The sequence below is a fragment of the Simplicispira lacusdiani genome (assembly GCF_003604195.1).
GTDB classification, from domain to species: Bacteria; Pseudomonadota; Gammaproteobacteria; order Burkholderiales; family Burkholderiaceae_C; genus Simplicispira; species Simplicispira lacusdiani.
This window is the reverse complement of sequence record NZ_QXGR01000005.1, coordinates 222748-248269: the sequence shown is the minus strand read 5'-3', so window position 1 is coordinate 248269 and position 25522 is coordinate 222748. Positions and strand designations below refer to the sequence as shown.

Annotated in this window: 21 protein-coding genes; 11 read left to right on the top strand and 10 right to left on the bottom strand. The window is 67.9% G+C overall.

Features of this window, described 5'->3' with window-relative positions; translation table 11 throughout:
- Positions 1–12: 12 nt before the first annotated feature.
- Genes D8S75_RS09040 through D8S75_RS09025 form a run of 4 tightly spaced genes read left to right on the top strand, consistent with a single transcriptional unit; the run spans position 13 to position 3832 of the window.
- The gene (locus D8S75_RS09040) at positions 13–1488 is read left to right on the top strand and encodes an NADH-quinone oxidoreductase subunit M (RefSeq protein WP_119965997.1); all 1476 of its coding nucleotides are present in this window, start codon (positions 13–15) and stop codon (positions 1486–1488) included.
- Positions 1489–1511: 23 nt separating this feature from the next.
- A complete protein-coding gene (gene nuoN / locus D8S75_RS09035) occupies positions 1512–3005 on the top strand; it encodes an NADH-quinone oxidoreductase subunit NuoN (RefSeq protein ID WP_119965995.1) in 1494 nt (497 codons plus the stop codon).
- Positions 3006–3027: 22 nt separating this feature from the next.
- A complete protein-coding gene (locus D8S75_RS09030) occupies positions 3028–3333 on the top strand; it encodes a DUF2818 family protein (RefSeq protein ID WP_119965993.1) in 306 nt (101 codons plus the stop codon).
- A gap of 31 nt (positions 3334–3364) precedes the next feature.
- Positions 3365–3832, top strand: a complete 468-nt coding sequence (locus D8S75_RS09025) for a DUF1178 family protein (protein WP_119965992.1) — start codon at positions 3365–3367, stop codon at positions 3830–3832.
- Between the two features lie 160 nt (positions 3833–3992).
- Here D8S75_RS09025 and D8S75_RS09020 read toward each other — a convergent pair whose 3' ends face one another.
- Positions 3993–5813 (bottom strand): ABC transporter transmembrane domain-containing protein, encoded by a 1821-nt coding sequence (locus tag D8S75_RS09020; RefSeq protein ID WP_119965990.1) that lies wholly within the window; start codon positions 5811–5813, stop codon positions 3993–3995.
- Positions 5814–6133: 320 nt separating this feature from the next.
- Between D8S75_RS09020 and D8S75_RS09015 the strand changes: the two genes are divergently transcribed.
- The 5 genes from D8S75_RS09015 (at position 6134) to D8S75_RS08995 (ending at position 10845) form a co-directional block, all read left to right on the top strand.
- Complete coding sequence (locus D8S75_RS09015) at positions 6134–6904, top strand: ABC transporter ATP-binding protein (protein ID WP_119965989.1); 771 nt, start codon at positions 6134–6136, stop codon at positions 6902–6904.
- Positions 6904–7617: an ABC transporter ATP-binding protein gene (locus tag D8S75_RS09010; RefSeq protein WP_119965987.1), complete on the top strand. Its 714-nt coding sequence runs from the start codon at positions 6904–6906 to the stop codon at positions 7615–7617. The genes D8S75_RS09015 and D8S75_RS09010 overlap by 1 nt, the downstream gene beginning before the upstream one ends.
- 55 nt (positions 7618–7672) lie before the next feature.
- On the top strand, positions 7673–8866 hold the full coding sequence (locus D8S75_RS09005; RefSeq protein WP_119965986.1) for an ABC transporter substrate-binding protein: 1194 nt from the start codon (positions 7673–7675) through the stop codon (positions 8864–8866).
- Between the two features lie 83 nt (positions 8867–8949).
- Complete coding sequence (locus D8S75_RS09000) at positions 8950–9834, top strand: branched-chain amino acid ABC transporter permease (RefSeq protein ID WP_119965984.1); 885 nt, start codon at positions 8950–8952, stop codon at positions 9832–9834.
- Positions 9835–9846: 12 nt separating this feature from the next.
- Positions 9847–10845, top strand: coding sequence for a branched-chain amino acid ABC transporter permease (locus tag D8S75_RS08995; RefSeq protein WP_119965982.1), 999 nt, complete (start codon positions 9847–9849; stop codon positions 10843–10845).
- A gap of 40 nt (positions 10846–10885) precedes the next feature.
- Here the strand turns inward: D8S75_RS08995 and D8S75_RS08990 are convergent, their stop codons facing one another.
- Together D8S75_RS08990 and D8S75_RS08985 are read right to left on the bottom strand one after the other, a co-directional pair.
- A complete protein-coding gene (locus D8S75_RS08990; RefSeq protein WP_119965980.1) occupies positions 10886–11998 on the bottom strand; it encodes a lipocalin-like domain-containing protein in 1113 nt (370 codons plus the stop codon).
- Between the two features lie 14 nt (positions 11999–12012).
- On the bottom strand, positions 12013–13068 hold the full coding sequence (locus tag D8S75_RS08985) for a PLP-dependent cysteine synthase family protein (RefSeq protein ID WP_119965978.1): 1056 nt from the start codon (positions 13066–13068) through the stop codon (positions 12013–12015).
- A 230-nt stretch (positions 13069–13298) separates the two neighbouring features.
- On the opposite strand from D8S75_RS08985, the gene D8S75_RS08980 reads away from it, so the two are divergent.
- Entirely contained in the window at positions 13299–14129 is an 831-nt protein-coding gene (locus D8S75_RS08980; protein ID WP_119965977.1) for a hypothetical protein, read from the top strand.
- Positions 14130–14283: 154 nt separating this feature from the next.
- Here the strand turns inward: D8S75_RS08980 and D8S75_RS08975 are convergent, their stop codons facing one another.
- Complete coding sequence (locus D8S75_RS08975) at positions 14284–16857, bottom strand: FtsX-like permease family protein (RefSeq protein ID WP_119965975.1); 2574 nt, start codon at positions 16855–16857, stop codon at positions 14284–14286.
- Positions 16858–16983: 126 nt separating this feature from the next.
- Between D8S75_RS08975 and D8S75_RS08970 the strand changes: the two genes are divergently transcribed.
- Positions 16984–17412, top strand: a complete 429-nt coding sequence (locus D8S75_RS08970) for an Hsp20/alpha crystallin family protein (RefSeq protein ID WP_119965973.1) — start codon at positions 16984–16986, stop codon at positions 17410–17412.
- 33 nt (positions 17413–17445) lie between these two features.
- Here D8S75_RS08970 and D8S75_RS08965 read toward each other — a convergent pair whose 3' ends face one another.
- From D8S75_RS08965 to gdhA, 6 genes are all read right to left on the bottom strand, one after another.
- The gene (locus D8S75_RS08965) at positions 17446–18096 is read right to left on the bottom strand and encodes an ABC transporter ATP-binding protein (protein WP_119965972.1); all 651 of its coding nucleotides are present in this window, start codon (positions 18094–18096) and stop codon (positions 17446–17448) included.
- On the bottom strand, positions 18093–19091 hold the full coding sequence (gene miaA, locus D8S75_RS08960; protein WP_119965971.1) for a tRNA (adenosine(37)-N6)-dimethylallyltransferase MiaA: 999 nt from the start codon (positions 19089–19091) through the stop codon (positions 18093–18095). Before miaA ends, D8S75_RS08965 begins: the two co-directional genes overlap by 4 nt.
- Complete coding sequence (locus D8S75_RS08955) at positions 19078–20316, bottom strand: multidrug effflux MFS transporter (RefSeq protein WP_119965969.1); 1239 nt, start codon at positions 20314–20316, stop codon at positions 19078–19080. Before D8S75_RS08955 ends, miaA begins: the two co-directional genes overlap by 14 nt.
- 46 nt (positions 20317–20362) lie before the next feature.
- On the bottom strand, positions 20363–22771 hold the full coding sequence (locus D8S75_RS08950) for a GspE/PulE family protein (protein WP_119965968.1): 2409 nt from the start codon (positions 22769–22771) through the stop codon (positions 20363–20365).
- A gap of 16 nt (positions 22772–22787) precedes the next feature.
- Positions 22788–23921 (bottom strand): PilT/PilU family type 4a pilus ATPase, encoded by a 1134-nt coding sequence (locus D8S75_RS08945; RefSeq protein ID WP_119965966.1) that lies wholly within the window; start codon positions 23919–23921, stop codon positions 22788–22790.
- Positions 23922–24053: 132 nt separating this feature from the next.
- Positions 24054–25397, bottom strand: a complete 1344-nt coding sequence (gdhA, locus tag D8S75_RS08940) for an NADP-specific glutamate dehydrogenase (protein ID WP_119965964.1) — start codon at positions 25395–25397, stop codon at positions 24054–24056.
- Positions 25398–25522 lie beyond the last annotated feature (125 nt).

The following is a 25522-nucleotide window of genomic DNA, read 5'->3' as shown; positions in this document are numbered from 1 at the left end:
AGAAGAACAAAAATGGGTTTGTTGAGTCTTGCTATCTGGACGCCCATCGCGTTCGGCGTCCTGTTGCTGGCCTTCGGCAGCGACAAACATGCCGGCGCGGTGCGCTGGCTGGCCCTGGTGGGCGCCCTGGTGGGATTTGCCGTCACGCTGCCGCTCTATAGCGGCTTCCAGCTCGGCACGGCTGCCTTGCAGTTCGTGGAGAAGAGTTCCTGGATCGAGAGCTTCAATGTCTTCTACCACCTCGGCGTGGATGGCATCTCGTTCTGGTTCGTGCCGCTCACCGCGTTCATCACGGTCATCGTCGTGATCGCATCGTGGGAATCGATCACCGAGCGCGTCAACCAGTACATGGGGGCGTTCCTCATCCTGTCGGGCCTGATGATCGGTGTGTTCGCCGCGGTCGACGGCATGCTGTTCTACGTGTTCTTCGAGGCCACGCTGATTCCGATGTACCTCATCATCGGCATCTGGGGCGGCCCCAACAAGATCTACGCGGCCTTCAAGTTCTTCCTCTACACGCTGCTCGGTTCGCTGTTGATGCTGATCGCGCTGATCTACCTGTACAACAAGTCGGGTGGCAGCTTCGACATCGCCACCTGGCACAAGCTGCCGCTGGGCGCCGGCGTGCAGACGCTGTTGTTCTTCGCCTTCTTCGCGGCCTTCGCCGTGAAGGTGCCGATGTGGCCGGTGCACACCTGGCTGCCCGATGTGCACGTTGAAGCCCCCACCGGCGGTTCCGCCGTGCTGGCCGCCATCATGCTGAAGCTCGGCGCCTATGGTTTCCTGCGCTTCTCGCTGCCCATCGCCCCCGATGCCTCGCGCGAATGGGCGTGGCTGATGATCGCGCTGTCGCTCATCGCCGTGATCTACGTGGGCCTGGTGGCCATGGTGCAGAAGGACATGAAGAAGCTCGTGGCCTATTCGTCCGTGGCGCACATGGGCTTCGTGACCCTGGGTTTCTTCATCTTCAACGATCTCGGCGTCTCCGGCGGCATCGTGCAGATGATCGCCCACGGCTTCGTGTCCGCCGCGATGTTCCTTTCCATCGGCGTGCTCTACGACCGCGTGCACTCGCGTGAAATCGCGGCTTATGGTGGTGTCGTCAACACCATGCCCAATTTCACGGCATTCGCACTGCTGTTCACCATGGCCAACTGCGGCCTTCCCGGAACCGCCGGTTTCGTGGGCGAATGGATGGTGATCCTGGGCGCCGTGAAGGCCAATTTCTGGATCGGCATGATGGCCGCCACCGCGCTGATCTTCGGTGCCGCCTACAGCCTCTGGATGTTCAAGCGCGTCTACCTTGGCGCGCCCGGCAACGCGCACGTGAAGGAGCTGCTGGACATCGGCAGCCGCGAATTCTTCGTCATGGCCCTGCTGGCGATCGCCGTGCTGTACCTGGGCCTGTACCCACGCCCCTTCACGGACGTGATGGACACCTCCGTGGCCGAGCTGCTCAAGCATGTGGCGCTGTCCAAGCTGAACTGACCAGACTGAACTGAGAGACCGAGATGATTGACAACATCAGTTGGCTTGCGATTTACCCGGAGATCGTTCTTCTGGTCATGGCCTGCGTGATCGCGCTGGTGGACCTGGGCGTCTCCAGCCCGCGCCGCACGGGCACCTATGTGCTCACCATGCTTTCACTGGCCGTGGTGGCCGTGCTGCAGGCGCTGTATGCCAGCAGCGGCAACACCTTCTATGGCTTCGGCAACATGGTGGTCAGCGACGCCATGGGCAATTGGCTCAAGTGCTTCGCCACCGTGGCGATGATGGTGACGCTGGTCTACGGCCGCCCCTATGCCGGCGACCGCGGTATGCTGCGTGGCGGCGAGCTGTTCACGCTGGGCATGCTGGCCTTGCTGGGCATGTTCATCATGATCGGCGGCAACAACTTCCTGGTGATCTATCTGGGCCTAGAACTGCTCACGCTGTCGAGCTATGCCCTGGTGGCCCTGCGCCGCGACCACACCACCGCCACCGAAGCCGCCATGAAGTACTTCGTGCTGGGCGCCATGGCCAGCGGTTTCCTGCTCTACGGCCTGTCCATGCTCTACGGTGCCACGGGCTCGCTGGACATCGGCGAAGTCTTCAAGGCCGTCAACTCCGGCCAGATCCGTCACCAGGTGCTGGTGTTCGGCCTGGTGTTCGTCGTGGCCGGCCTGGCCTTCAAGCTCGGCGCCGTGCCCTTCCACATGTGGGTGCCCGACGTCTACCATGGCGCCCCCACGGCGGTCACGCTGATGATCGGCGGCGCGCCCAAGCTGGCTGCCTTCGCCATGGTCATGCGCCTGCTGGTGGACGGCCTGCTGCCCCTGGCGATCGACTGGCAGCAGATGCTGGCGGTCCTGGCCATCGGCTCGCTGCTGGTGGGTAACCTCGCGGCCATCGCGCAGACCAACCTCAAGCGCATGCTGGCGTACTCCACCATTTCGCAGATGGGCTTCGTGCTGCTCGGCCTGATGTCCGGCGTGGTCAACGGCCATGTGGACGCCTCCACCGTCGAGGCCGCCTACAGCGCCTCCATGTTCTACGTCGTGACCTACGTGCTGACCACGCTGGCCGCCTTCGGCGTGATCCTGCTGCTGGCGCGCGAGGGTTTCGAGAGCGAGGAAATTTCCGACATGGCCGGCCTGAACCAGCGCAGCCCGCTGTACGCTGGCGTGCTGGCTGTCTGCCTGTTCTCCATGGCCGGCATTCCGCCTCTGGTGGGTTTCTACGCCAAGCTTTCGGTGCTGCAGGCTCTCCTGTCCTCGGGCCAGACGCCCTATATCGCCATGGCCGTTTTCGCCGTGCTCATGTCGCTGATCGGCGCCTTCTACTACCTGCGCGTGGTGAAGGTGATGTACTTCGACGCACCGCTGACGGCCACCACCGTGTCCGCTCCGCTGGACGTGCGCGTGGTGCTCACGCTCAATGGCGCGCTGCTGCTGGTGCTGGGCCTGCTGCCCGGCGGCCTGATGGCGCTGTGCGCCGACGCGATCATGCGTTCGCTGGCCTCCTGAGACTGGGCTCCCAGGCAATCCCGTGTCGCAATCCGGCTCCATCTGGCTCGTGATCCTGGCCGCCTGCCTGGCGGCCAACCTGCCTTTCGCGAACCAGCGCGTGCTGGCGGTCGGCCCTGCGCTGGCACCCAGGAAGAAGCTGCTGATCCGCCTGCTGGAGCTGGTCGTGCTGTACTTGCTGGTGGGGGGGCTGGCCCTGCTGCTTGAAAAGCGTGCTGGCCAGATCGCGCCACAAGGCTGGGAGTTCTACGCCATCACCGGGGCCCTGTTCATCACCCTGGCGTTCCCGGGCTTTGTCTATCGGTATCTGGTACGCCGTCGCAGGTGAGACGCAGGCGCACCGCCATCATCCATCTGCCATGAAGGTCCTTGACCTGCGCTGCCAGTACGATCACGCCTTTGAAGGCTGGTTCGCCCGCGAACAGGACTACCAGGATCAATTGCAACGCGGCTTGCTGCAGTGCCCGGTGTGTGGCAGCAGCGCGGTGCGCAAGATGCTCAGCGCGCCGCGCATCAACCTTGGCGCGCGCGATGCGCAGGAGGCCGCTCCCGCCGCCACCGTGCCGGATGTCCCGGACGCGCAGCAGCCGCCTGTTCCGGATATCGCCCATTTGCAGGCCACCCTGCGCCAATTGGCGCGCAAGGCGCTGGCCCAGGCCGAAGACGTGGGCCAGCGCTTCGCCGACGAAGCCCGGCGCATGCACCGGGGCGAGACCCCGGAGCGCTCCATCAAGGGCCAGGCCAGCGCGGCCGAGGCCGAGCAATTGCTCGACGAGGGCATTCCCGTGCTGGCACTGCCGCCGGCCTCCACGGAAACCTTGCACTGACGCCGCGGGCTCCGTGGCCCCCGCCGTCCAGGCGCGCTGAACCACCAGCGCCGGGCCTGCCGGATTTGTTTGCTATTTTTTTGATAGCTGCCCGCGCTTTTCTGGCAAGGGCTGGAGGCTAATTTTTTCAAAAAAGGCCCGGCGTGCGACGGCCCATGCGTCAGACCGTGAACTGCAGCGCCGCCAGGCGCGCATACACACCGTCGCGCGTCAGCAGTTCGGCATGGCGGCCTTGTTCCACGATGCGTCCGTGCTCCATCACCACGATGCGGTCGGCGTTCTGCACCGTGGCCAGCCGGTGGGCGATGACCAGCGTGGTGCGCAGTCCCGCGTGGCTTTGCATGGCGGCGTCGAGTGCGGCCTGGACCATGCGCTCGCTCTCGGCGTCCAGTGCGCTGGTGGCCTCGTCGAGCAGCAGCAGCGGCGGATTCTTGAGAATGGCGCGCGCGATGGCGATGCGCTGGCGCTGACCGCCCGAGAGGCGCACGCCGCGTTCCCCCAGGAAGGTGGCGTAGCCCTCGGGCAGGGCCTGCAGGAAGTCATGCGCGAAGGCGTCGCGCGCGGCGGCGAACACCTCGGCATCGGTGGCGCCAGGGCGGCCGTAGCGGATGTTCTCCAGCGCGCTGGCGGAGAAAATCACGGGGTCCTGGGGCACGGTGCCGATGCGCTGGCGCAGGTCCTCCAGCGCCAGGTCGCGGATGTCCACGCCTTCGAGACAGATGCGGCCGGCACGTGGCTGTCCGGGCGGTCCGGCGTCGATGTCATAAAAGCGCTGCAGCAGCTGGAACACCGTGGTCTTGCCCGCACCGCTGGCGCCCACCAGGGCCACGGTTTCCCCGGGCCGCAGTTCCAGCGTGAAACCCTGCAGCGCGGCCTGGCCGGGGCGCGAGGGGTAATGGAAATCGACGGCCTCGAGCCGCACGGCCAGCCCGCGCCCGGTGTCGGGCAGCGCCATGGGCCGGGACGGGGCGGCGACAGGAGATTGGCTGGCCAGCAGCTCCATCAATCGCTCAGTTGCGCCTGCGGCGCGCAGCAGATCGCCGTAGACCTCGCCCAGCACGGCGGCCGCCCCAGCCAGCAGCATCACGTAGACCACCGTCTGCCCGAGGTGTCCGGCGCTCATCGTGCCGGCCAGCACGGCCTGCGTGCCCTGGTACAAGCCCCACAGCAGCAGAGCGGCATTGGCGATGATGATGAAGGCCACGAGCGCCGAGCGTGCCCGCGTGCGGCGCACGGCGGTGTCGAAGGCGTTCTGCGTGGCCTGGTTGAAGCGCCGCGCCTCGCGCTCCTCGGCGGTGTAGCTTTGCACCACCGGGATGGCGTTGAGCACTTCGGCGGCAATCGCGCTCGAATCGGCCACGCGGTCCTGGCTGGCGCGCGAGAGGCGCCGCACGCGCCGTCCGATCCACAGGGCCGGCAGCACCACGACGAACAGCATCAGCAGCACGATGGCCATCACGCGCGGGTTGGTCCACACCAGCATGATGATGGCTCCCGTGCCCACCACGGCATTGCGCAGGCCCATCGACAGCGAAGAGCCCACCACCGTTTGCACCAGCGTGGTGTCGGTGGTCAGGCGCGAGAGCACCTCGCCGGTTTGCGTGGATTCGAAGAACTGCGGACTCTGCCGCAGTACATGGGCATAGACGGCGTTGCGCAGGTCGGCGGTGACACGCTCGCCCAGCCAGCTCACCAGATAGAAACGCGCCGATGAGAAAACACCGAGCATGACCGCGACACCGAACAGGGCGAGGAAATTACCGCGCAGCGCCAGCGTCTGCGCGCCCCGGTCCGAGGCGCCCAGGCTGCCGTCGATCAGCGTACGCAGCGCCAGCGGGAACGCCAGCGTGGCCGCGGCCGCCAGCACCAGGAACAGCAACGCCAGGGCCATGCGTGCGCGGTAGGGGCGCAGGAAAGGAAGCAGCCCGGTCAGCGAGCGCGGCGCGCCACGTGCCGGCGCGGGGGGGAGTGGAAGAACCATGGCCGCAGTGTAGGGCCCGCATGCATTCACCAGCACGCGGCATGGGGATGGTTGACTCCAGGTCGCTGAAGTGGGATGGCGCGGGGGCTTGGCTGTCAATTCCCTGACGCGGCGGGCGCGTTCTGGCCTGTGCGCCCAAGAGTCCAAGCCCGAGCCCAGAGGCGGATGTCACGGCAGGGACAGGCGTAGGCGTTTATACATAGGCGATACCCCTAGTGACGGTTTGCTCTACGTCAACTTAGCATGCATTGCAACATACCTCGCTGGCCATCTCGCTTTTCCTGAGACGGCCGGCCATCAACCGGAGCGGCCAGGGCGCAATGAGCGACGTCATTCTTGAAACCCACAGCCTGACCAAAGAGTTCAAGGGCTTCACCGCCGTCAGCGACGTGAACCTGGCCGTGCGCCGAGGCTCCATCCATGCGCTGATCGGCCCCAATGGCGCAGGCAAGACCACCTGCTTCAACCTGCTGACCAAGTTCCTAGTGCCCACCTCGGGCCGGATCCTGTTCAACGGCCATGACATCACGTCTGAGCAGCCCGCGCAGATCGCGCGGCGCGGCGTGATCCGCTCGTTCCAGATCTCGGCGGTGTTCCCGCACCTGACCCTGCTGGAGAACGTGCGCCTGGGCCTGCAGCGCAAGCTTGGCACCTCGTTCCACTTCTGGCGCAGCGAGCGCACGTTGAACCAGCTCGACGACCGTGCCATGCAATTGCTGGCCGAGGTGGGCCTGCAGGAGCTGGCCGACGAGGTCACGGTGAACCTGCCCTACGGCCGCAAGCGCGCGCTGGAGATCGCCACCACGCTGTCGATGGAGCCCGAACTCATGCTGCTCGACGAGCCCACCCAGGGCATGGGCCATGAGGACGTGGACCGCGTCACCCAGCTCATCAAGAAGGTCTCGGCCGGCCGCACCATCCTCATGGTGGAACACAACATGAAGGTGGTCTCCACCATCGCCGACCGCATCACCGTGCTGCAGCGCGGCGCCGTGCTGGCCGAGGGACCCTACGAAGAAGTCTCGAACAATCCGCAGGTGATGGAAGCCTACATGGGCACGACCGACGGCCAACTGCAGGGAGCGCACTGATGGCCGCCACCCCCGCACTCGAAATCAAGAACCTCGAAGCCTGGTACGGCGAGTCGCACGTGTTGCACGGCGTGGACATGGTCGTGCAGCCCGGCGAGGTGGTCACATTGCTGGGCCGCAACGGCGCGGGCCGCACCACCACCATGCGCGCCATCATGGGCCTGACCGGCGCGCGCAAGGGTTCGGTCAAGATCAACGGCGTGGAGACCGTCCACATGGCCACGCACCGCATCGCGCACCTGGGCGTGGGCTACTGCCCGGAAGAGCGCGGCATCTTCTCCAGCCTCTCGTGCGAAGAGAACCTGCTGCTGCCGCCCACGCTCAAGACCGGCTCGCAGGGCATGTCGCTCGACGAGATCTACGCCATGTTCCCCAACCTGGCCGAGCGCAAGAACAGCCAGGGCACGCGCCTGTCGGGCGGCGAACAGCAGATGCTGGCCGTCGCGCGCATCCTGCGCACCGGCGCCAACCTGCTGCTGCTCGACGAAATCTCCGAAGGCCTGGCGCCAGTGATCGTGCAGGCGCTCGCGCGCATGATCACCATGCTGCGCCAGAAGGGCTACACCATCGTCATGGTCGAGCAGAACTTCCGCTTCGCCGCGCCGCTGGCCGACCGTTTCTACGTCATGGAGCACGGCCGCATCGTCGAGAAGTTCGGCGCCGCCGAACTCGACGAAAAGATGCCAGTGCTCAATGAACTGCTGGGCGTCTGAAGCGCCGCCCGCGAGGCTTTCCGTTTTCTTCCACCAAAACCACAGGAGACAATCCATGAAGATCAAACTCACCGCCCTGGCCCTGATGCTTGGCGCCGCGGGCCTGGCCACGCCGGCCGCCGCGCAGGACAAGGTCAAGATCGGCTTCATCACCGACATGTCCAGCCTGTACGCCGACCTGGAAGGCAAGAACGGCGCCATGGCCATCCAGATGGCCATTGACGACTTCGGTGGCAAGGTGCTGGGCATGCCCATCGAGCTGATCACGGCCGACCACCAGAACAAGGCCGACATCGCCGCCTCGAAGGCGCGCGAGTGGATCGACACCCAGGGCCTGACCATGCTGTTCGGCGGCACCAACTCCGGCACGGCGCTGGCCTCGGCCAAGGTCGCGGCCGAGAAGAAGCGCGTCTACATCAACAACGGCGCCGCCAGCTCCGCGCTGACCAACGAGCAGTGCACGCCCTACACCGTGCACTACGCCTACGACACCGTGGCACTGGCCAAGGGCACGGGCTCGGCCATCATCGACGGCGGCGGCAAGACCTGGTACTTCCTGACCTCCGACTACGCCTTCGGCCATGCGCTCGAAGCCGACACCAGCGCCGTCGTCAAGGCCAAGGGCGGCACCGTGGTGGGCGCCGTGCGCCACCCGCTCAATGCGTCCGACTTCTCCTCCTTCCTGCTGCAGGCCCAGAACTCCAAGGCCCAGATCCTGGGCCTGGCCAACGCGGGCGGCGACACCATCAACTCCATCAAGGCCGCCAAGGAATTCGGCATCGGCAAGAGCATGAAGCTCGCCGGCCTGCTGATCTTCATCTCCGACGTGCACAGCCTGGGCCTGCGCAACACCGAGGGCCTGCAGTTCACCACCAGCTGGTACTGGGACCTGAACGAGGAAACGCGCAAGTTCTCGGCCCGCTTCTTCGAGAAGGCCAAGCGCATGCCCTCCGAAATCCAGGCCGCCGACTACTCGGCCACCATGAACTACCTCAAGGCCGTCGAAGCCGCCAAGAGCACCGATGCCGACAAGGTCATGGCCGCCTGGCGCAACATGAAGATGAACGACTTCTTCGGTTCCGGCCAGCTGCGCCCCGATGGCCGCTACGTGCACGACATGTACCTGATGGAAGTGAAGAAGCCCTCGGAGTCCACCAAGCCCTGGGATTACTACAAGCTCATCAAGAAGCTGCCCGGCGACCAGGTGTTCACCACCAAGGCCGAGAGCAAGTGCGCGCTCTGGAAGTAAACCCCTGAGAAGGCGCGAACGGGCCCACTGCCGGGCTCGTTCCCGCCCTCGATCCTGAACCTCTCTCCCACCAGCCGCCTCCCATGGAAATCTTCGGTGTCTCATTGCCCGGCCTGTTGAGCCAGCTCCTCCTGGGGCTGGTCAACGGATCGTTCTACGCAATCCTCAGCCTCGGGTTGGCCGTTATCTTCGGCCTGCTCAACGTCATCAACTTCGCGCACGGCGCGCTGTTCATGATGGGCGCCCTGATGACCTGGATGGCCATGAACTACTTCGGCGTCAACTACTGGGTGATGCTGGCGGTGGCGCCGCTGGTGGTGGGGGTGTTCGGGGTCGTGGTCGAGCGGCTGCTGCTGCGCTGGATCTACAAGCTCGACCACCTCTACGGCCTGCTGCTCACGCTCGGCCTGACGCTGCTGATCGAAGGGGTGTTCCGCTCCGTCTACGGCGTGTCGGGCCTGGGCTACGACACGCCCGAGGTGCTCGAAGGCGCCACCAACCTCGGCTTCATGATCATGCCCAACTACCGTGCCTGGGTGGTGGTGGCATCGCTGGTGGTGTGCGTGGGCACCTGGTACGTGATCGAGAAAACCAAGCTCGGCGCCTACCTGCGCGCCGGCACCGAGAACCCGCGCCTGGTCGAGGCCTTCGGCATCAACGTGCCGGTCATGATCACGCTGACCTACGCCTTCGGCGCCGCGCTGGCGGCCTTCGCCGGGGTGCTGGCGGCGCCCGTCTACCAGGTCACGCCGCTCATGGGCCAGAACCTCATCATCGTGGTGTTCGCCGTGGTGGTCATCGGCGGCATGGGCTCCATCATGGGCTCCATCCTCACCGGCCTGGGCCTGGGCGTGATCGAAGGGTTCACCAAGGTCTTCTATCCCGAAGCATCGTCCACCGTGGTGTTCGTCATCATGGTCATCGTTCTCCTCATCCGCCCCGCCGGCCTGTTCGGCAAGGAAAAGTAAGGGGCTGCCCGCATGAACTCCAAGAACCTCACCGCCATCGGCTACGGCCTGCTGTTCCTCGGCCTGCTGGCGGCACCCCTGCTGGGTGCCTACCCCGTGTTCGTGATGAAGCTCATGTGCTTCGCGCTGTTCGCCTCGGCCTTCAACCTGCTGCTGGGCTACACCGGCATGCTGTCCTTCGGCCATGCCGCGTTCCTGGGCGGCGCCGCCTACGTGGCGGGCCACTCCATCAAGATCTGGGGCTTCACCCCCGAGGTGGGCCTGGTGCTGGGCACGCTGGCCGGGGCCTTCCTGGGCCTGGTCGTGGGCTTCTTCGCCATCCGCCGCCAGGGCATCTACTCCACCATGATCACGCTGGCCCTGGCGCAGATGCTGTTCTTCGTCTGCCTGCAGGCGCCGTTCACCGGCGGCGAGGACGGCCTGCAAGGCGTGCCGCGCGGCAAGCTGTTCGGCGTGGTCGACCTGCAAAGCGACCTGGTGATGTACTACGTCACCCTGGTCATCGTGGTGGCGGCCTTCCTGCTCATCATGCGCACCATCCATTCGCCCTACGGCCAGGTGCTCAAGGCCATCAAGGAGAACGAATCACGCGCCACCTCGCTGGGCTACGACACCAACCGCTTCAAGCTGCTGGCCTTCGTGCTGTCGGCGGGCCTGGCGGGCCTGGCCGGTTCGCTCAAGACGCTGGTGCTGGGCTTCGCCACGCTGTCCGACGTGCACTGGACCGCTTCGGGCCACGTGGTGCTGATGACGCTGGTGGGCGGCCTGGGCACGCTGTCGGGCCCGCTGGTGGGCGCCGCCGTGGTGGTGCTGCTGGAGAACAAGATCGGCGAGTTCGGCAACCTGCTGGCCGCGCTCACCACCGTGGAGTGGTTCAAGACCCTGGGCGAATCGGTCACCATGGTCACCGGCCTCATTTTCGTCATCTGCGTGCTCGCCTTCCGGCGCGGCATCATGGGCGAGATCATCGCCTGGGTCACGCGCCGCCGGGGCGGCGGTGCCGGGCACTGAAACCGGCTTCCCCGCGCTCACCCGCCAGCCGCTGCAGCCTTCACAGGCGCAGCGGCTTTGCGTATCCGGTCATCTCCAGATAGCCCCGGCCCACGGGCTGGCCGGCGGCATCGAGCAGCTCTGACAGGCCTTCCCAGTAGATCGCGCCGGTCGAACCGCTGCTGTCCAGCTCCTGGCCGTCGAGCAGCGCGCGCACCTCGAACAAGCCGGCGGGCGTCTGCACCCGCCACTGCACCGGGTAGCGCGCGCCGCTGCTCGGGCTGGCCCATACGTGCCCGGGCGTGAACGCCACCTCCTGTGCCGCGAACACCTGCACGGGCCCGCCCGGTGCGCGCCACGAGCCCCCGGCCCACAGCGCCGAACCGTCGGCGCGGCGCAGGCGGAAGGCGGTGAGGGCGCTGCCGTCCGCCAGGTTCATGCCGATCCAATCCCAGCCCACGGCCTCGGGGTGCATCAGCGCCTCGCTCCACTCATGATCCAGCCAGGCGCGGCCCGTGCCGGTGGCAATCTGCATGCGCTGCCCCTCCACGGCGAGGCTGCCGCTCACGGCCAGTTGCGGCTGGCTGTAGTAGTAGCTGGCCTGCGCGGCCTCCGGTCCCTTGCGCGAGAGCCCCTCCTGGCCCTGCGGCAGCACGGGCTGCGTGGTGTCGAACCGCAGATCCAGCCCGAAGGATGCGCCTTCGACCCGTGCGCTGTAGCGGCTGACGGCGCCGGGTGCGGCATCGCTGCGCTCCAGCGTCCAGTCGTGCAGCCGGATGCGGGTGTCCTGCTCGCTGGCCTGGGCCACGCCAAAGCCCGCGCGCGCGATGCGCTGGTCGTGCAGCAAGCGCCGCCCCTGCACATCCGTAACGGCCGCGTGCGCGAACAGCAGTTGCTTAGCCGCGAAGGCCGATTGCAGGCCCTGCGCAATGTCCACGCGCGAGCGGAAGAACGTCACCTGAAAGCCCCAGGGCCTGCCGCCCGCCTCGGCGTGGCCGGTGATGTACCACCATTCCGTGCGCATCTCCGGGTGGCTGCCGTGGTCGCGCGGAAACTGCAGGCGCCGCGCTGGCAGGCCCGGTGCCAGGGCGGGCCACAGGCCCCACGCGCCCAGCCCCAGGGCCAGCGCCCGGCGGCGCAGGCCGGGCGGCGTGGAGGGCAGGGCGGGGGGCATGGCGGGCGTGGGGGTCAGGCCAGCAAGGCGTCGATCTTCTGCTGCGCCGCCGCGCAGTCGCCAAAACTGCGCTCCACCCAGCCGGCATCGCAGTAGGTGGGCAGGTAGCGCTCGCCCGCGTCGCACAGCAGCGACAGGATGGAGCCCCGCTCGCCCCGTGCGCGCATCTCCTGCGCCAGCGCCAGCATGGCGACGAAATTGGTGCCGGTGGACGGCCCCACGCGCCGCCCCAGCAGTTGCGACAGCGCACGCATGGCGGCCACCGACTCCACGTCGGGCACCTCGACCATGCGGTCCACCAGCGTGCGGATGAAGCTCGGCTCCACGCGCGGGCGGCCAATGCCCTCGATGCGCGAACCCGGCGCCGTGAGCGTGGCGTCGCCCGTGCGGTGGTAGGCGCTGAACACCGAGCCCGCCGGGTCGGCCACGCACACCTGCGTGGCATGGCGCTGGTAGCGCACGTAGCGGCCGATGGTGGCGCTGGTGCCGCCCGTGCCTGCCCCCACCACAATCCAGCGCGGCACCGGGTGCCGCTCACGCTGCATCTGCGTGAACATGCTCTCGGCGATGTTGTTGTTGCCGCGCCAGTCGGTGGCGCGCTCGGCGTAGGTGAACTGGTCCATGTAATGGCCGCCGGTCTCCGCCGCGATGGCGCGCGCCGCGTCGTACACCGCGCCCGCGCTGTCCACGAAATGGCAGCGCCCGCCGTGGAATTCGATCTGCGCCACCTTCTCGGGCGAGGTGCTGCGCGGCATCACCGCCACGAAGGGCAGGCCCAGCAGGCGCGCAAAGTAGGCTTCGCTCACCGCCGTGGAGCCGCTCGACGCCTCGACGATGGTCGAGCCCTCGCGCACCCAGCCATTGCACAGTGCGTAGAGAAACAGCGAGCGCGCCAGCCGGTGCTTAAGGCTGCCCGTGGGGTGGGTGGATTCGTCCTTGAGGTACAGGTCGATGCCGCTGTGCTCAAAGGCGGGCAGGCGCAGGGGAATCAGGTGGGTGTCGGCGCTGCGCTGGTAATCGGCCTCGATGCGGGCGATGGCTTCGTGGAGCCAGGGGGAGGGGGATGTCATGGGGGAATTGTCGGCCAGAACCACGCAGTTGTTGGCGGCTTCTGACGGCTAGAAGTAGACGCGCTGGCGATAGCCGCTATGCGATGTTGTACCCTGGCGAGAAGCCGTCAAGGTAGAGCCATCGCACCATCTAGAGCTACGACATCACCTTCGAATAGGTAGCATGCATGCCGCTTGAGTGCGGGGTGAATCACAGATGCGTTCAAAGCCTACAACTTCTGAGAATAAGCATGCCGTACCCGATGCACATCCTGGTAAATGACTTCGCCATCAGAAGCTTCCGTGAGACCGCAGACAAAGACTACATCACTGCAAGAATGGCTTATCGAGCACGGCTGATTCAGCCGTTCCTTTGGTCTGCCCTGCACTGTCTGGAAAAGTACGTCAAAGGTGTTCTTGTACTCAATCGAATGAATGCCAAAGACCTGGGGCACACGGTACTTCCTGGCATCGAGAGGATGAAGCGGAGCGGCAAGTTCGAAATCGAACTCAGTGCCAATACTGTCCAATTCATCAAAGGGCTTGAAGACTATGGAGCGAAGTATCGGTATTACGAGGTCTCATATGAAATCGAGCCGTTCGACATTGTTCGACTAGACCGCGCAGTTTGGGAGCTCAGAAGGTATTGCCAGTCGCTGGACTACGACATCGTCGACATGAACGGCAAGACGGTGAACTTGCTGGCCCATGAGCTTGATCGAGTTCATCGGGCAAAGGCGAAGCACGAAAAGGGGACGTGCGTCATGGGAGGCGTCCTGGAAAAGATCATCAAAAAGAAAGATCACCCAGCGCGTGAAGCACTAATCTGGAATAACTTGTTTTTCGGCCCGTCGCGACGCAAGGGCGTGAAGATGCGACCGGAATCGGAATCGGGCAACTCGCCGTTCTTCCTGCATCCCGAGATCATTGATGAAGTGGTCAAGTACGTGTACATCCCGAAGGACATCGCTGAGGGCGTGCGCCAGTTTGCGAAGCAGCAAGCGGCCGACAAGGCGAAAGCAGAACAGGATGCAGAGAAGGCAGCGAAGCCCGCAGCCAAGAAGTCGAGAAAGTCAGACTGAAGTGGGGCCCGAGCGGATCCTTCAACGACAGCAGTTCGACATGACCTATGCCCCCTTCGGGTCAATTGCTGTTATCCCAGGCTGACAAACTGCGACGTGCAGAACAAGTAGCGGCCACAGTGGCGGCTACCTTGTACGCCTGCATGCCGCTCCCCTACCAATCCTCCTTCACCGCCAACACCGCATCCCGCCCCGCAGCCGCCCGCCCGGCCACCCAGGCCGTCACCGTGCCCGCCAGCACCACGGCGGCGCACAGTGCCAGCAGCCGCACCACCGGCACCCGCAAATCCATGGTCCAGTGGAAGCTCTGCGGGTTCACCACATGCACCAGCACCACCGACACGGCCAGGCCCAGCAGCAGGCCGGCGGCGGCGCCCACGCCTGTCCAGGCGGCGCCTTCGCCAGCCACAACGGCCAGGATCTGGCGGCGCGTGAGGCCCAGGTGGGCGAGCAGGCCGAATTCCTTGCGCCGTGCCAGCACCTGCGCGCCGAAGCTCGCCGCCACGCCGAAGAGGCCGATGCCGATGGCCACCGCTTGCAGCCAGTAGGTGACGGCGAAGCTGCGGTCGAAGATGTGCAGCGAGCGCGCGCGGATGGCGTCGGCCGACACCCATTCCAGCGGGGGCGTGCCGCCCGCCGCCAGCGCCTCGGTGGCCTGCCGCAGGGCGGCAAGGTCCGCGCCCGCGCGCGGCCATACGGCCAGGTCGCTGGGGCGCGCGTCGCCCGTGAGGTGCTGGTAGGCGGCCAGGTCCAGCGCCACGGCGCCGGTCTGGCGCGCATAGTCGCGCCACACGCCTGCTATGAAAAATGGAGCTGGTAGCGCTTGCCCCGCTTGCCCTGGAGGCACAAAAGACCTTGAGAGTGCCGGCCAGTCCATGCCCGGCCGCAGGCCGTAGAGGTCCACCGCCGCCTCGCTGAGGTAGATGGCCGTGCGCCCGGCGGGCACGGGCAGGGCGGCATCCACCAGCGGCAGACGCCGGGCGGGGTCGCTGCCCAGCGGGCGGGCCACCACGGTGAGCGCGGGGCGTGCCGGGTCGAGCTGCACCGGGCTGGCGCGCAGCGGCTCCACGCGTTCCACGCCGGGCAGGCGGGCCACGGTGTCGGCCAGGCCGGCGGGCAGCAGCGCGGCCTCGCCGCCGGCGGCCTGCAGGGCCGAGCGCAGGTACAGCGGCGCGGGCAGCACGGCGTCCAGCCACTGCTGCACCGAGCCGCGAAAGCTCGCCACCATCACCGTCAGCGCCACGGCCAGGCTCAGGCTGGCGACCACGCCGCCGATGGCAATGGCCGCGCTGCCGCGCATGCGGCGCGCGCGCTCCAGCGCCAGCAGTGGCAGCACCCGCCGCAGCGCCAGCGGGCGCAGCAGCCGCAGCAGCACGGCCACGCCCCAGGGCAGCAGCGCCATGCCGCCGACCAGCAGCAGGCCCACCGCCACATAGGCCGCCAATGGCATGCCAAAAACGGGTGGAGCGCCCGCCAATAAAGCGCCAGCAGCTATCAAAACCATACCGACCCAGTCGCGCCCGGCCGAACCGCCCAGCGTGCCCAGGCCCTTGAGCGTTTGCGCCGGGGGCAGGGCCTGCGCGCTGCGCGCGGGCCACCAGCCGCCGGCCAGCGCCGCCGCCAGGCCCAGCGCGCCGTAGAGCAGCGCGGCCGCGCCGCTCCAGCGCAGGGAGGGCTGCACGCCGGCAAAGTAGCCGCCGCCCAGGTCGCCGCCGAGCAGGCGCAGCGCGGCGGCGGCCAGCAGCGTGCCCAGCGCGATGCCGGCCGCGCTGCCCGCCAGCCCCAGCAGGCCCGCCTCGGCCAGCACCAGGCCCAGCCGCTGGCGCGGCGTGGCGCCCAGCACGGCCAGCAGCGCGAATTGCGGCGCGCGCCGCGCCACGCCCAGCGCCAGCACCGAGAACACCAGGAAGGCCCCGGTGAACAGCGCCACCAGCGCCAGCACGGTGAGGTTGACGCGGTAGGCGCGCGAGAGGTTGCTGATGCGCTCGGCTGCGTCCCCGGGCTCGGCCAGCAGCGCGTGGGCGGGCCAGTACGGCGCGCTGCGCAGCGCCTGGGCAAAGGCCTGGCGGTCGGTGCCGGGGCGCAGCTGCAGGTCGATGCGGCTGAGCTGTCCGCCGCGCCCGAACAGATCCTGTGCGGCGCCCAGGTCCATCACGGCCAGCGGCGCGCCGCCAGCGGCCACGGTGCCTGCTGCCTGCACGCGCAGCGCCTGTGCGCCCGCCTGCAGTACCAGCGCGGTGTCTCCGCCCGCGCCGTCGGCCGGCAGGCCCAGCGCCTGCAGCGCGGCGGCGTTGAGGAACACGGTGGCCGGGGCGAACAGCACGAAGCGGTCGGCGCCGTCCCAGGGGCGCGGCATCAGGGCGGGCGCCACGGCGGGCAGCAGCAGCGCATCGGCACCCAGCACGCGCAGCGGCACGCGGGTGGCGCCGGGGGCGCTGGCCAGCGCCGTAAGCTCCAGCACCGGGCTGGCGCGCGCCACCTGCGGGTGCGCGGCCAGGTGGCCGTACAGGGCCTCGGGCAGCGCGCCCTGCATGGCGCGCGCCTCCAGGTCGGGCTGGCCGTTGACGGCGCGCACCGCCTGCGCGAATTCGTCGAGCGCCGAGCTGTTGATGAGCTGCACCGCGAAGGCCAGCGCCACGCCCAGCATCACGGCCACCACCGCCGCCATGCTGCGCCACGGGTGGTGGCGCAGGTCCTGCCAGGAGAAGGTGCGCAGCAGTGCAAGCATGGCCGCATTGTGCGGCGTTCGCGGGGTTGGGCGTCGGCAGGGGGCTTGAAGTTTTCCGGGTCGCACACCACATGGGAAGCAGGGTTTTCGACCCGGTTTCAACACCCATTTCACAGGAGCTTGACCATGAACTCTCTGGTATCGCGTGGCAGTCTGTTCGACGATTTCTTCAAGGACATCGCCCCCGGTTTCTACGTTCGGCCGCTGCATGGCGACAACCTGCCCACGCCGTCGCAGATCAAGGTGGACGTGAAGGAAACCGAGGGGGGCTACACCGTGCAGGCCGAGGTGCCGGGCGTGCCCAAGGAGGACATCCATGTCGCCATCGAGGGCAACGTGGTGAGCCTGCGCGCCGAGGTGCGCCAGATGGACCAGAAGACCGAGGGCGAGAAGGTGCTGCGGTCCGAGCGCTACTTCGGCTCCGTCGCGCGCAGCTTCCAGTTGCCCGCCGACATCGACGCCGCCCAGGCCAGGGCCAAGTACGACAACGGCATCCTCACGCTGACGCTGCCCAAGAAGCTGAACAACGCGGCGCAGCGCCTGAACATCGAGTGATGCCGCACGCGGCGTGCGCGGCGGCGGGGCCTTTCAGCCCGCGATGCCCCCGGCCGTGAGGTGCAGCACCCGGTCGGCCCGCGCCGCCGCAGTGTCGGAGTGCGTCACCAGCACCAATGATGCGCCGTGCTGGCGCGTTTGCGCCACCAGCACGTCCAGCACGCGCGCCGCCGTACCGGGGTCGAGGTTGCCCGTGGGCTCGTCGGCCAGCAGCAGGGCGGGGCGGTGCACCAGCGCGCGGGCGATGGCCACGCGCTGCAATTGTCCGCCGCTGAGCTGCTGGGGCAGCCGCGCTCCCAGCTCCTGCAGCCCCACGGCGGCCAGCATGCCTTGCACGAGCGCCGGGTCGTCCTGGCCCAGCAGCATCAGCGGCAGCGCCACGTTCTGCGCCACGTCGAGGTGCGGCAGCACGTGGAAGGCCTGGAACACGAAGCCCACATGGGCGCGCCGCCACAGGGCGCGCTGGGTGTCGTCGAGCGGGCCGAGGTCGGTGCCGCCGTGCACGATGCGCCCGGCCTCCCAGCGGTCCAGCCCGGCCAGGCAGTTGAGCAGGGTGGACTTGCCCACGCCCGAGTCGCCCACGATGGCGACGAACTCGCCCGGCGCCACGGTGAGGTGCACGTTCTCGAAGACGGTCGCGTCGCCATAGCGCTTGGCCAGGCCATCGACCACCAGCGTGGTCATGGCGCGGCGCCGTCCAGCCGTTGCAGCACGGCCTGCACCAGGTCGGCCACGGCGTTGGGCTGGTCGCAGGCGATGGTGTGGCGCCGGGGCATGCCGCGCAGCCAGGTGATCTGGCGCTTGGCCAGTTGCCGCGTGGCGGCGATGCCGCGTTCGCGCAGCATGGCCAGGTTCAGCGGCGTGCCGGCGGGGCGCCGGGCCTGGAAGTCGAATTCCTCCCAGGCCTGGCGGTAGCCCACGCAGCGCATGGAGGGCAGGTCGGGGTGCAGGTCGCCGCGCTCGCGCAGGCCCCGCACCTCGTCCACGAAGCCGGCCGCGAGCATGGCGTCGAAGCGCTGCGCGATGCGTTCGTGCAGCCAGGCACGGTTGTGGGGTTCCAAGGAAAAAAGGGCTCCAGCGTCCGCCGGTTGTGCGCCGTCAGCTCCTGTTTTGATAGTGTGGAAGCTCGACAGCGGGCGGCCTGACACATGCCACACCTCCAGCGCGCGCTGGATGCGCTGGCTGTCGCCGGGCGCAAGGCGCGCGGCGGTGGGCGGGTCCACCAGGGCCAGCTCGGCGTGCATCGCGGGCCAGCCGATTTCGGCCGCCTGGGTTTCGAGCCGTTCGCGCACGGCCGAGTCGGCGGCGGGCATGTCGTCGATGCCGTCGAACAGCGCCTTGAAGTACAGCATGGTGCCGCCCACCAGCAGCGGCAGCGCGCCGCGCGCGCGGATCTCGGCGATGAGGCGCTGCGCGTCCTGCACGAACTCGGCGGCGCTGTAGGCCTGCAGCGGGTCGCGGATGTCGATCAGGTGGTGCGGCACGAAGGCGCGCTCCTGCGGCGTGGGCTTGGCCGTGCCGATGTCCATGCCCCGGTAGACCAGGGCCGAATCGACGCTGACGATCTCCACCGGCATGCGCCGGCCGATCACGGCGGCCAGCGCCAGGGCGCCGGCGGTCTTGCCCGAGGCCGTGGGGCCGGCCAGGGCGATGTAGTGCGGGGCTTCAGGGGCGCTCACGCGGTTCTCCGAATTTTTGTACCAGGGTCCAGGCAATGGCGGCGAGCAGCGCGGACCAGAACCACACGCCCAGCACCAGCGGCCACACGGTGCCGTCGAGGTGCGCGCCCACCCAGCCGCCAATAGCGAAGGCGGCCAGCATCATCATGAAACCATTGAGCGCCGAGGCCACGCCCGCCGCCTGCGGGAACGGCCCCACGGCGCCGGTCTGCCCGCAGGGCTGGTGGATGCCGTGCCCCAGCATGAACAGGTAGAACGGCGCCAGCAGCGCCCAGGGCTGGTGCCAGCCCATCCAGGCCACCAGGGCCATGAGCGTGCAGCCGGCGAGGCTCAATGCCCCGGCCAGCGCCACGGTGCGGCGCAGGCCGTGGCGCGCCAGCAGGGCGCGGCAGACGAAGGTGCCGACAAAGTAGGCCAGCGCGGTGGACAGCAGCACCCAGCCGTACTGCGTGCGTGAGAGCCCCAGCACCTCGATGAACACGAACGACGATGCGGCCAGAAAGGTGAAAAGCCCGCCGTAGGCCGCCGTGGTCAGCAGCGAGAACGCCCAGAACGTGGGGTGGCGCAGCACGCTGCCCCAAGTGCGCAGCAGCATGCCGGGCCGCAGCGCCAACGGGTTGGGACGGGCCAGCGTTTCGGGCATGCGCAGCGCCACCAGGGCCAGCGTGGCCACCGCGTAGGCCGTGAGCGCCAGCAGCGCCGCGCGCCAGCCCAGCCACACCGTCAGCAGGCCGCCCAGCGGCGCGCACAGGCAGGCCACCAGGCCCAGGCCGGTGAGCGCCTTGGACATGGCGCGCGCCCCGGCCAGCGGGCTGTAGAGGTCGCGCACGATGGCGCGCGCGCACATCACCACCGCGCCCATGGCGGCGCCCTGCGCGGTGCGCCAGGCGATCAGCAGCGCCATGGACGGCGCGAGCGCGCTGCCCACCGACGCCAGGGTGTAGATGGCGAGGCCCGCCAGCAGCACCGGGCGGCGGCCGAAGCGGTCGGACAGCGGCCCCCACGCAAGCTGCGAGCAGCCGAAGGCGAGCAAGAGCGCGCTGAGCGTGAGCTGGCCGGCGGCCACGCTGGCGCCCAGGTCGCGTGTGAGCGCGGGCAGGGCCGGGAGGTACAGGTCGGTGGTGACGGGCTGGATGGAGAGCAGCAGCGCGAGCAGGATGATGGTGAGCCCGGCATGCGTGTCCGCAACGGCGGAAGGTGCCGTGGCAACGGAAGAATCAGACATGCGCGGGAGGGTACCAGATGGCGGCGCTTCTGGCGCCGGGGCCGTGCTATGCGCAGGCGCCGCGCACGCTGCGCAGGTCGGTCACGCCTTCGAGCACCTTGAGCATGCCGTACTGCTGCAGGCGCAGCATGCCCTCGGCGGCGGCGCGCTCGAAGAGCTGGTCCACCGGCGCGCGCGTCTGCACCAGCTTCTTGATGGCGGGCGTGGCCGCCATCAGCTCGTAGATGCCGACGCGGCCCTTGTAGCCGCCGTGGTTGCACTGTTCGCAGCCGCTGGCCTGGTAGAGCACGATGGCGCCGGTGTCCTTCGCGCCGAAGCGCGCGCGCCAGCTGGCCAGGACCTGCGCGGGGTCGAGCGCCGTGCCGGCGCAGTATTCCCGGGCCATCTGCTCCAGCTCGTCGCCGTCGGGGGCATGGGGCTTCTTGCAGCCGGGGCACAGGCGCCGGGCCAGGCGCTGGCTGAGCACGCCGATCAGGGCGTCGGCGAAGTTGAAGGGGTCCAGCCCCATGTCGAGCATGCGCACCACGCTCTCGGGCGCGCTGTTGGTGTGCAGTGTGGACATGACGAGGTGGCCCGTGAGCGAGGCCTCGATGGCGATGTGGGCGGTTTCGCTGTCGCGCATCTCGCCCACCATGATGATGTCCGGGTCGGCGCGCAGGAAGGCGCGCATGGCGGCGGCGAAGGTCAGGCCGATGCGCGGCACCATCTGGATCTGGCGCAGCCCCTGGTGGGTGATCTCGATGGGGTCTTCGGCGGTCCAGATCTTGTTTTCCGGGGTGTTCACCTCGGCCAGCAGCGAGTGCAGCGTGGTCGTCTTGCCCGAGCCCGTGGGCCCGCACACCAGGATGAGCCCGTAGCTGCGGCGCACCATGCCCTGCAGGTGCTCGGCCAGGTCGGCGTTCATGCCCAGCTTGTCCAGCGGGATCGGCTTGGACGATGCCAGCAGGCGCATCACGATGTCTTCGAGCCCGTTGGTGGTGGGCAGCACGGCCACGCGCAGCTCCAGCCGGGTCGGGGCGAAGCGCGAGAAGTCGATCTTGCCGTCCTGCGGCATGCGGCGCTCCGAGATGTCCAGGCTGGCCATGATCTTGAGCCGCGAGAGCAGGGGCGCGCGCAGCACGTAGGGAATGCGCAGGTATTCGCGCAGGTCGCCGTCCACGCGCAGGCGGATCAGGGAGGGCTGCTGCTCGGGGTAGGACTCGATGTGGATGTCCGAGGCCCCCATCTTCTGTGCGTCCATGATCATCTTGTTGACCAGCCGGACCACCAGGGAGTCGTTGTCGGACACCTGGTGGTGCAGGTCGGCATGCCCCGGCGCGGTCTCGTCCTGGCCCAGGCGCTTGGTGAGCTGGCGCAGCTCTTCTTCGATCGAGAGGTCCACGGCATCGAAGGCCGCCTGCGAGTATTCGTGCGTGATGCGCGCCGCCAGCTCCTCGGCCGGGGCGATCACCGGCGTGATCTGCTTCTGGGCCGAGAACCGCAATTCGTCGAGGTAGTCGGTGTCGATGGGGCTCTCCACGGCCACCACCAGCACCTTGTCGGTCAGCACCAGCGGCAGGACCTGGTGCTCGACGGCGAACTCCTTGGGCACCAGGGCGAGCACGTCGTGCGGGATGGTGAAGCCGCCCAGCGCCACCAGCGGAATGCTGAGCTGCTCGGCCACGGCCTGCGTGAGCTGTTCGTGGGTCAGCGCGCCCATCTCCACCAGGATGTGGCCCAGGCGGTGGCGTTGCGGGCCCTGCATGCGCCCCAGGGCCGTGAACATCTGCTCGCGCGACACCAGCCCCTGGTTGATGAGGATGTCGCCCAGGCGCACGGGCGAGAAGCTGCCGATCCCGCCGAGCCGGTCCGCCAGTTCCTGCGGAGCGCTGATGGGCGTGCTGCCCCAGGCTTCCTGGGCGCCTTCCCCGCGCCGGCGCTTCTGCTCCCGCAGCGCCTGGTCGACCGTGGCCGGGCTCACCAGCCGGGCCTGCACGAGCTGCTGCCCCAGCAGCCCGCCTACCTGGTGGGACTCCAATGCGCCGCCGGGGATGAAGATGCGCACTGATAGCGCGGCCTCGGTCTCCAGGTAGATGAAGAGGCCCTGGCCGGTCTTGACGAAGCCCCGGGTCTGGCCGTGCAGTTGCTCGCCATCGACAAAGCGCACGACAAAGGGGCGCGTGCCCGGATGGACGGCCTGGCCACCGGCGGCCTGGTACTGCGCGGACAGCTCTGTGTCCGGCACCAGGGGAATCGGCGGCAGGAGTTGGATGCTCTTGATGTCCGCGAAATGCAGCGGCACGACGCCCGGCTCGTCGCGCGGCACGAACAGGGCCGTCTGGCGCTCCGGCTCGAAACCGTCGAGCCAGCCTTCGAGGGTTTTTCCATCGGCGGTGAAGACGATGGCATCGACCCGTGACGGGTCTGGCGCGGCGCGTCCGTCCTTGAAGAAAGGGGGCAGGGGCCAGCGTTCCATGGACGGTGCGCGGCGCTCAGGCCAGCCGCGACGCGGGCTTGACCGGCGAGGAGGTGTCGATCGACAGCTCGCCGGTGTCCGATGCGTCGACGCCCGCCGACAGGCGGATGCGCAGCGCCAGGTCGGTGCGCGAGTCGGCGTTGTGCAGGGCTTCCTCCAGCGAGATCTGTCCGTCCTTGTAGAGCTTGAAGAGCGCCTGGTCGAAGGTGCGCATGCCCGCCTCGGTGCTGTGGCCCATGGCCTCCTTGATGCCCGAGAACTCGCCCTTGGCGATCAGGTCGGCGATGAAGGGCGAGGTCAGCAGCACCTCCACGGCCGGCACCTGCTTCTGGTGCAGCCCCGGGATCAGGCGCTGCGACACCACGCCCGCGAGGTTCAGGCTCAGGTCCTGCAGCAACTGGTGGTGCGCGTCCTCGGGGAAGAAGTTGATGATGCGCTCCATCGCCTGGTTGGCGTTGTTGGCGTGCAGGGTGGACAGGCACAGGTGCCCCGTCTCGGCATAGGCGATGGCGTGCTTCATGGTGTTGCGGTCGCGGATCTCGCCGATCATGATGACGTCGGGCGCCTCGCGCAGCGCGTTCTTCAGCGCTTCCTCGTAGGACTGCGTGTCGATGCCGACCTCGCGCTGGTCCACCACCGAGTGCTTGTGCATGTGCAGGAACTCCAGCGGGTCCTCGATGGTGAGGATGTGGCCGGTGGTGTTCTCGTTGCGGTAGTTGATCATCGACGCCAGCGTGGTCGACTTGCCCGAGCCGGTGGCGCCGGTCACCAGCACCAGGCCGCGCTTGAGCATCACCAGGCGCTCCAGCACCGGTGGCAGGCCCAGTTCGGCCAGCGGCGGGATCTTGTTCTTGATGTAGCGGATCACCATGCCGGTCTCGCCGCGCTGCATGAACACGTTCACGCGGAAACGCCCCAGCCCGTGGGCCGAGACCGACAGGTTCATCTCCTGCCGGGCCTCGAACTCGCCGATCTGCTTCTCGTTCATGACCGAGTAGGCGAGCTGCTTGACCTGCCCGGGCTCCAGCGGCGGCATCTTGAGGGGGTGGGTGATGCCTTCGATCTTGACGTTGACCGGTGCGCCAACGCTGAAGAACAGGTCGGACGCGCCTTTCTCGACCATCACGCTCAGGAAACTGAAGACTTCCATGGGGCACCTCACTGGCTGTACCGGGGCTGGCAGTTCATGGTAGCGGAATCTCCCGCGCACGGAACCCGGATAGGCTTGGCCAGGCAAAGAAAAAGGGGCCGAAGCCCCTTTGCGCTGGTGCGTGCAGGAGGCTCAGACCACGCCCTGTGCCAGCATGGCGTCGGCCACCTTGACGAAGCCGGCCACGTTGGCGCCGTCGATGTAGCTCACGCTGCCATCGGCGCGCTTGCCGTACTTCAGGCAGGCGGCGTGGATGCCTTGCATGATCTGCAGCAGGCGCGCGTCGACCTCGTCGCGCGTCCACGACAGGCGCATGGCGTTCTGGCTCATTTCCAGGCCCGAGGTGGCCACGCCGCCGGCGTTGCTGGCCTTGCCCGGCGCGTAGAGCACGCCGGCCGCCTCGAAGGCCTTGGCAGCCTCGATGGTGGAGGGCATGTTGGCGCCTTCGGCCACGCACAGCACGCCGTTCTCGATGAGGGTGCGGGCGTCGTTCTCGTCCAGCTCGTTCTGCGTGGCGCAGGGCAGGGCCACGTCCACCTTGACGTGCCAGGGGCGCACGCCGGGCTCGAAGCGCGCGCCGGTGCGGGCCGCGTAGTCGCTCACGCGGCCGTAGTGGTGGTTCTTCACGTCCATGAGGATGGCCAGCTTCTCGTGCGTGAAGCCGTCCTCGTCGATGATGGTGCCGCTCGAATCCGACACCGTGACCACCTTGGCGCCCAGCTGCAGGGCCTTCTCCACGGCGTACTGGGCCACGTTGCCCGAGCCCGAGACGGACACCCGCAGGCCGTCGAAGCTGCGGCCGCGCGTCTTGAGCATTTCCTGCGCGAAGTACACCGTGCCGTAGCCCGTGGCCTCGGGGCGGATCAGCGAGCCGCCGAACGACAGGCCCTTGCCCGTGAACACGCAGTCGGCGCGGTTGCTGAGCTTCTTCACCATGCCGGCGATGTAGCCCACCTCGCGGCCACCCACGCCGATGTCACCCGCGGGCACGTCGGTGTCGGCGCCCACATGGCGGAACAGTTCGGTGGCGAAGGCCTGGCAGAAGCGCATGACTTCCGCCGGGCTCTTGCCCTTGGGGTCGAAGTCCGAGCCGCCCTTGCCGCCGCCCATGGGCAGCGTGGTCAGCGCGTTCTTGAAGGTCTGCTCGAACGCCAGGAACTTGAGCACCGACAGGTTGACCGAGGGGTGAAAGCGCAGGCCGCCCTTGTAGGGGCCGATGGCCATGCTGTGCTGGATGCGGTAGCCCCGGTTGACCTGCACCGTGCCATGGTCGTCCACCCACGACACGCGGAACATGACGATGCGCTCGGGTTCCACCAGGCGCTCCAGCAGGCCGTGTTCTGCGTAGCGCGGATGCGTTTCGATGAAGGGCCACAGGCTCTCCATCACTTCGGTGACTGCCTGGAGAAATTCAGGCTGGCCGGGGTTGCGCTGCGCTACCTGCTCCAGGAAGCTGCCTACGGACTCGTACTTCATATTCAGGGGCCTTTGGGGGGGAATGGAAAAAACGCGGGGCGATGCGGCACCGCAGCACAGGATTATGCCAAACACACATGGCGCCATGCACCAAAACTATGCATCACGGTGAAGAATGGTGCATT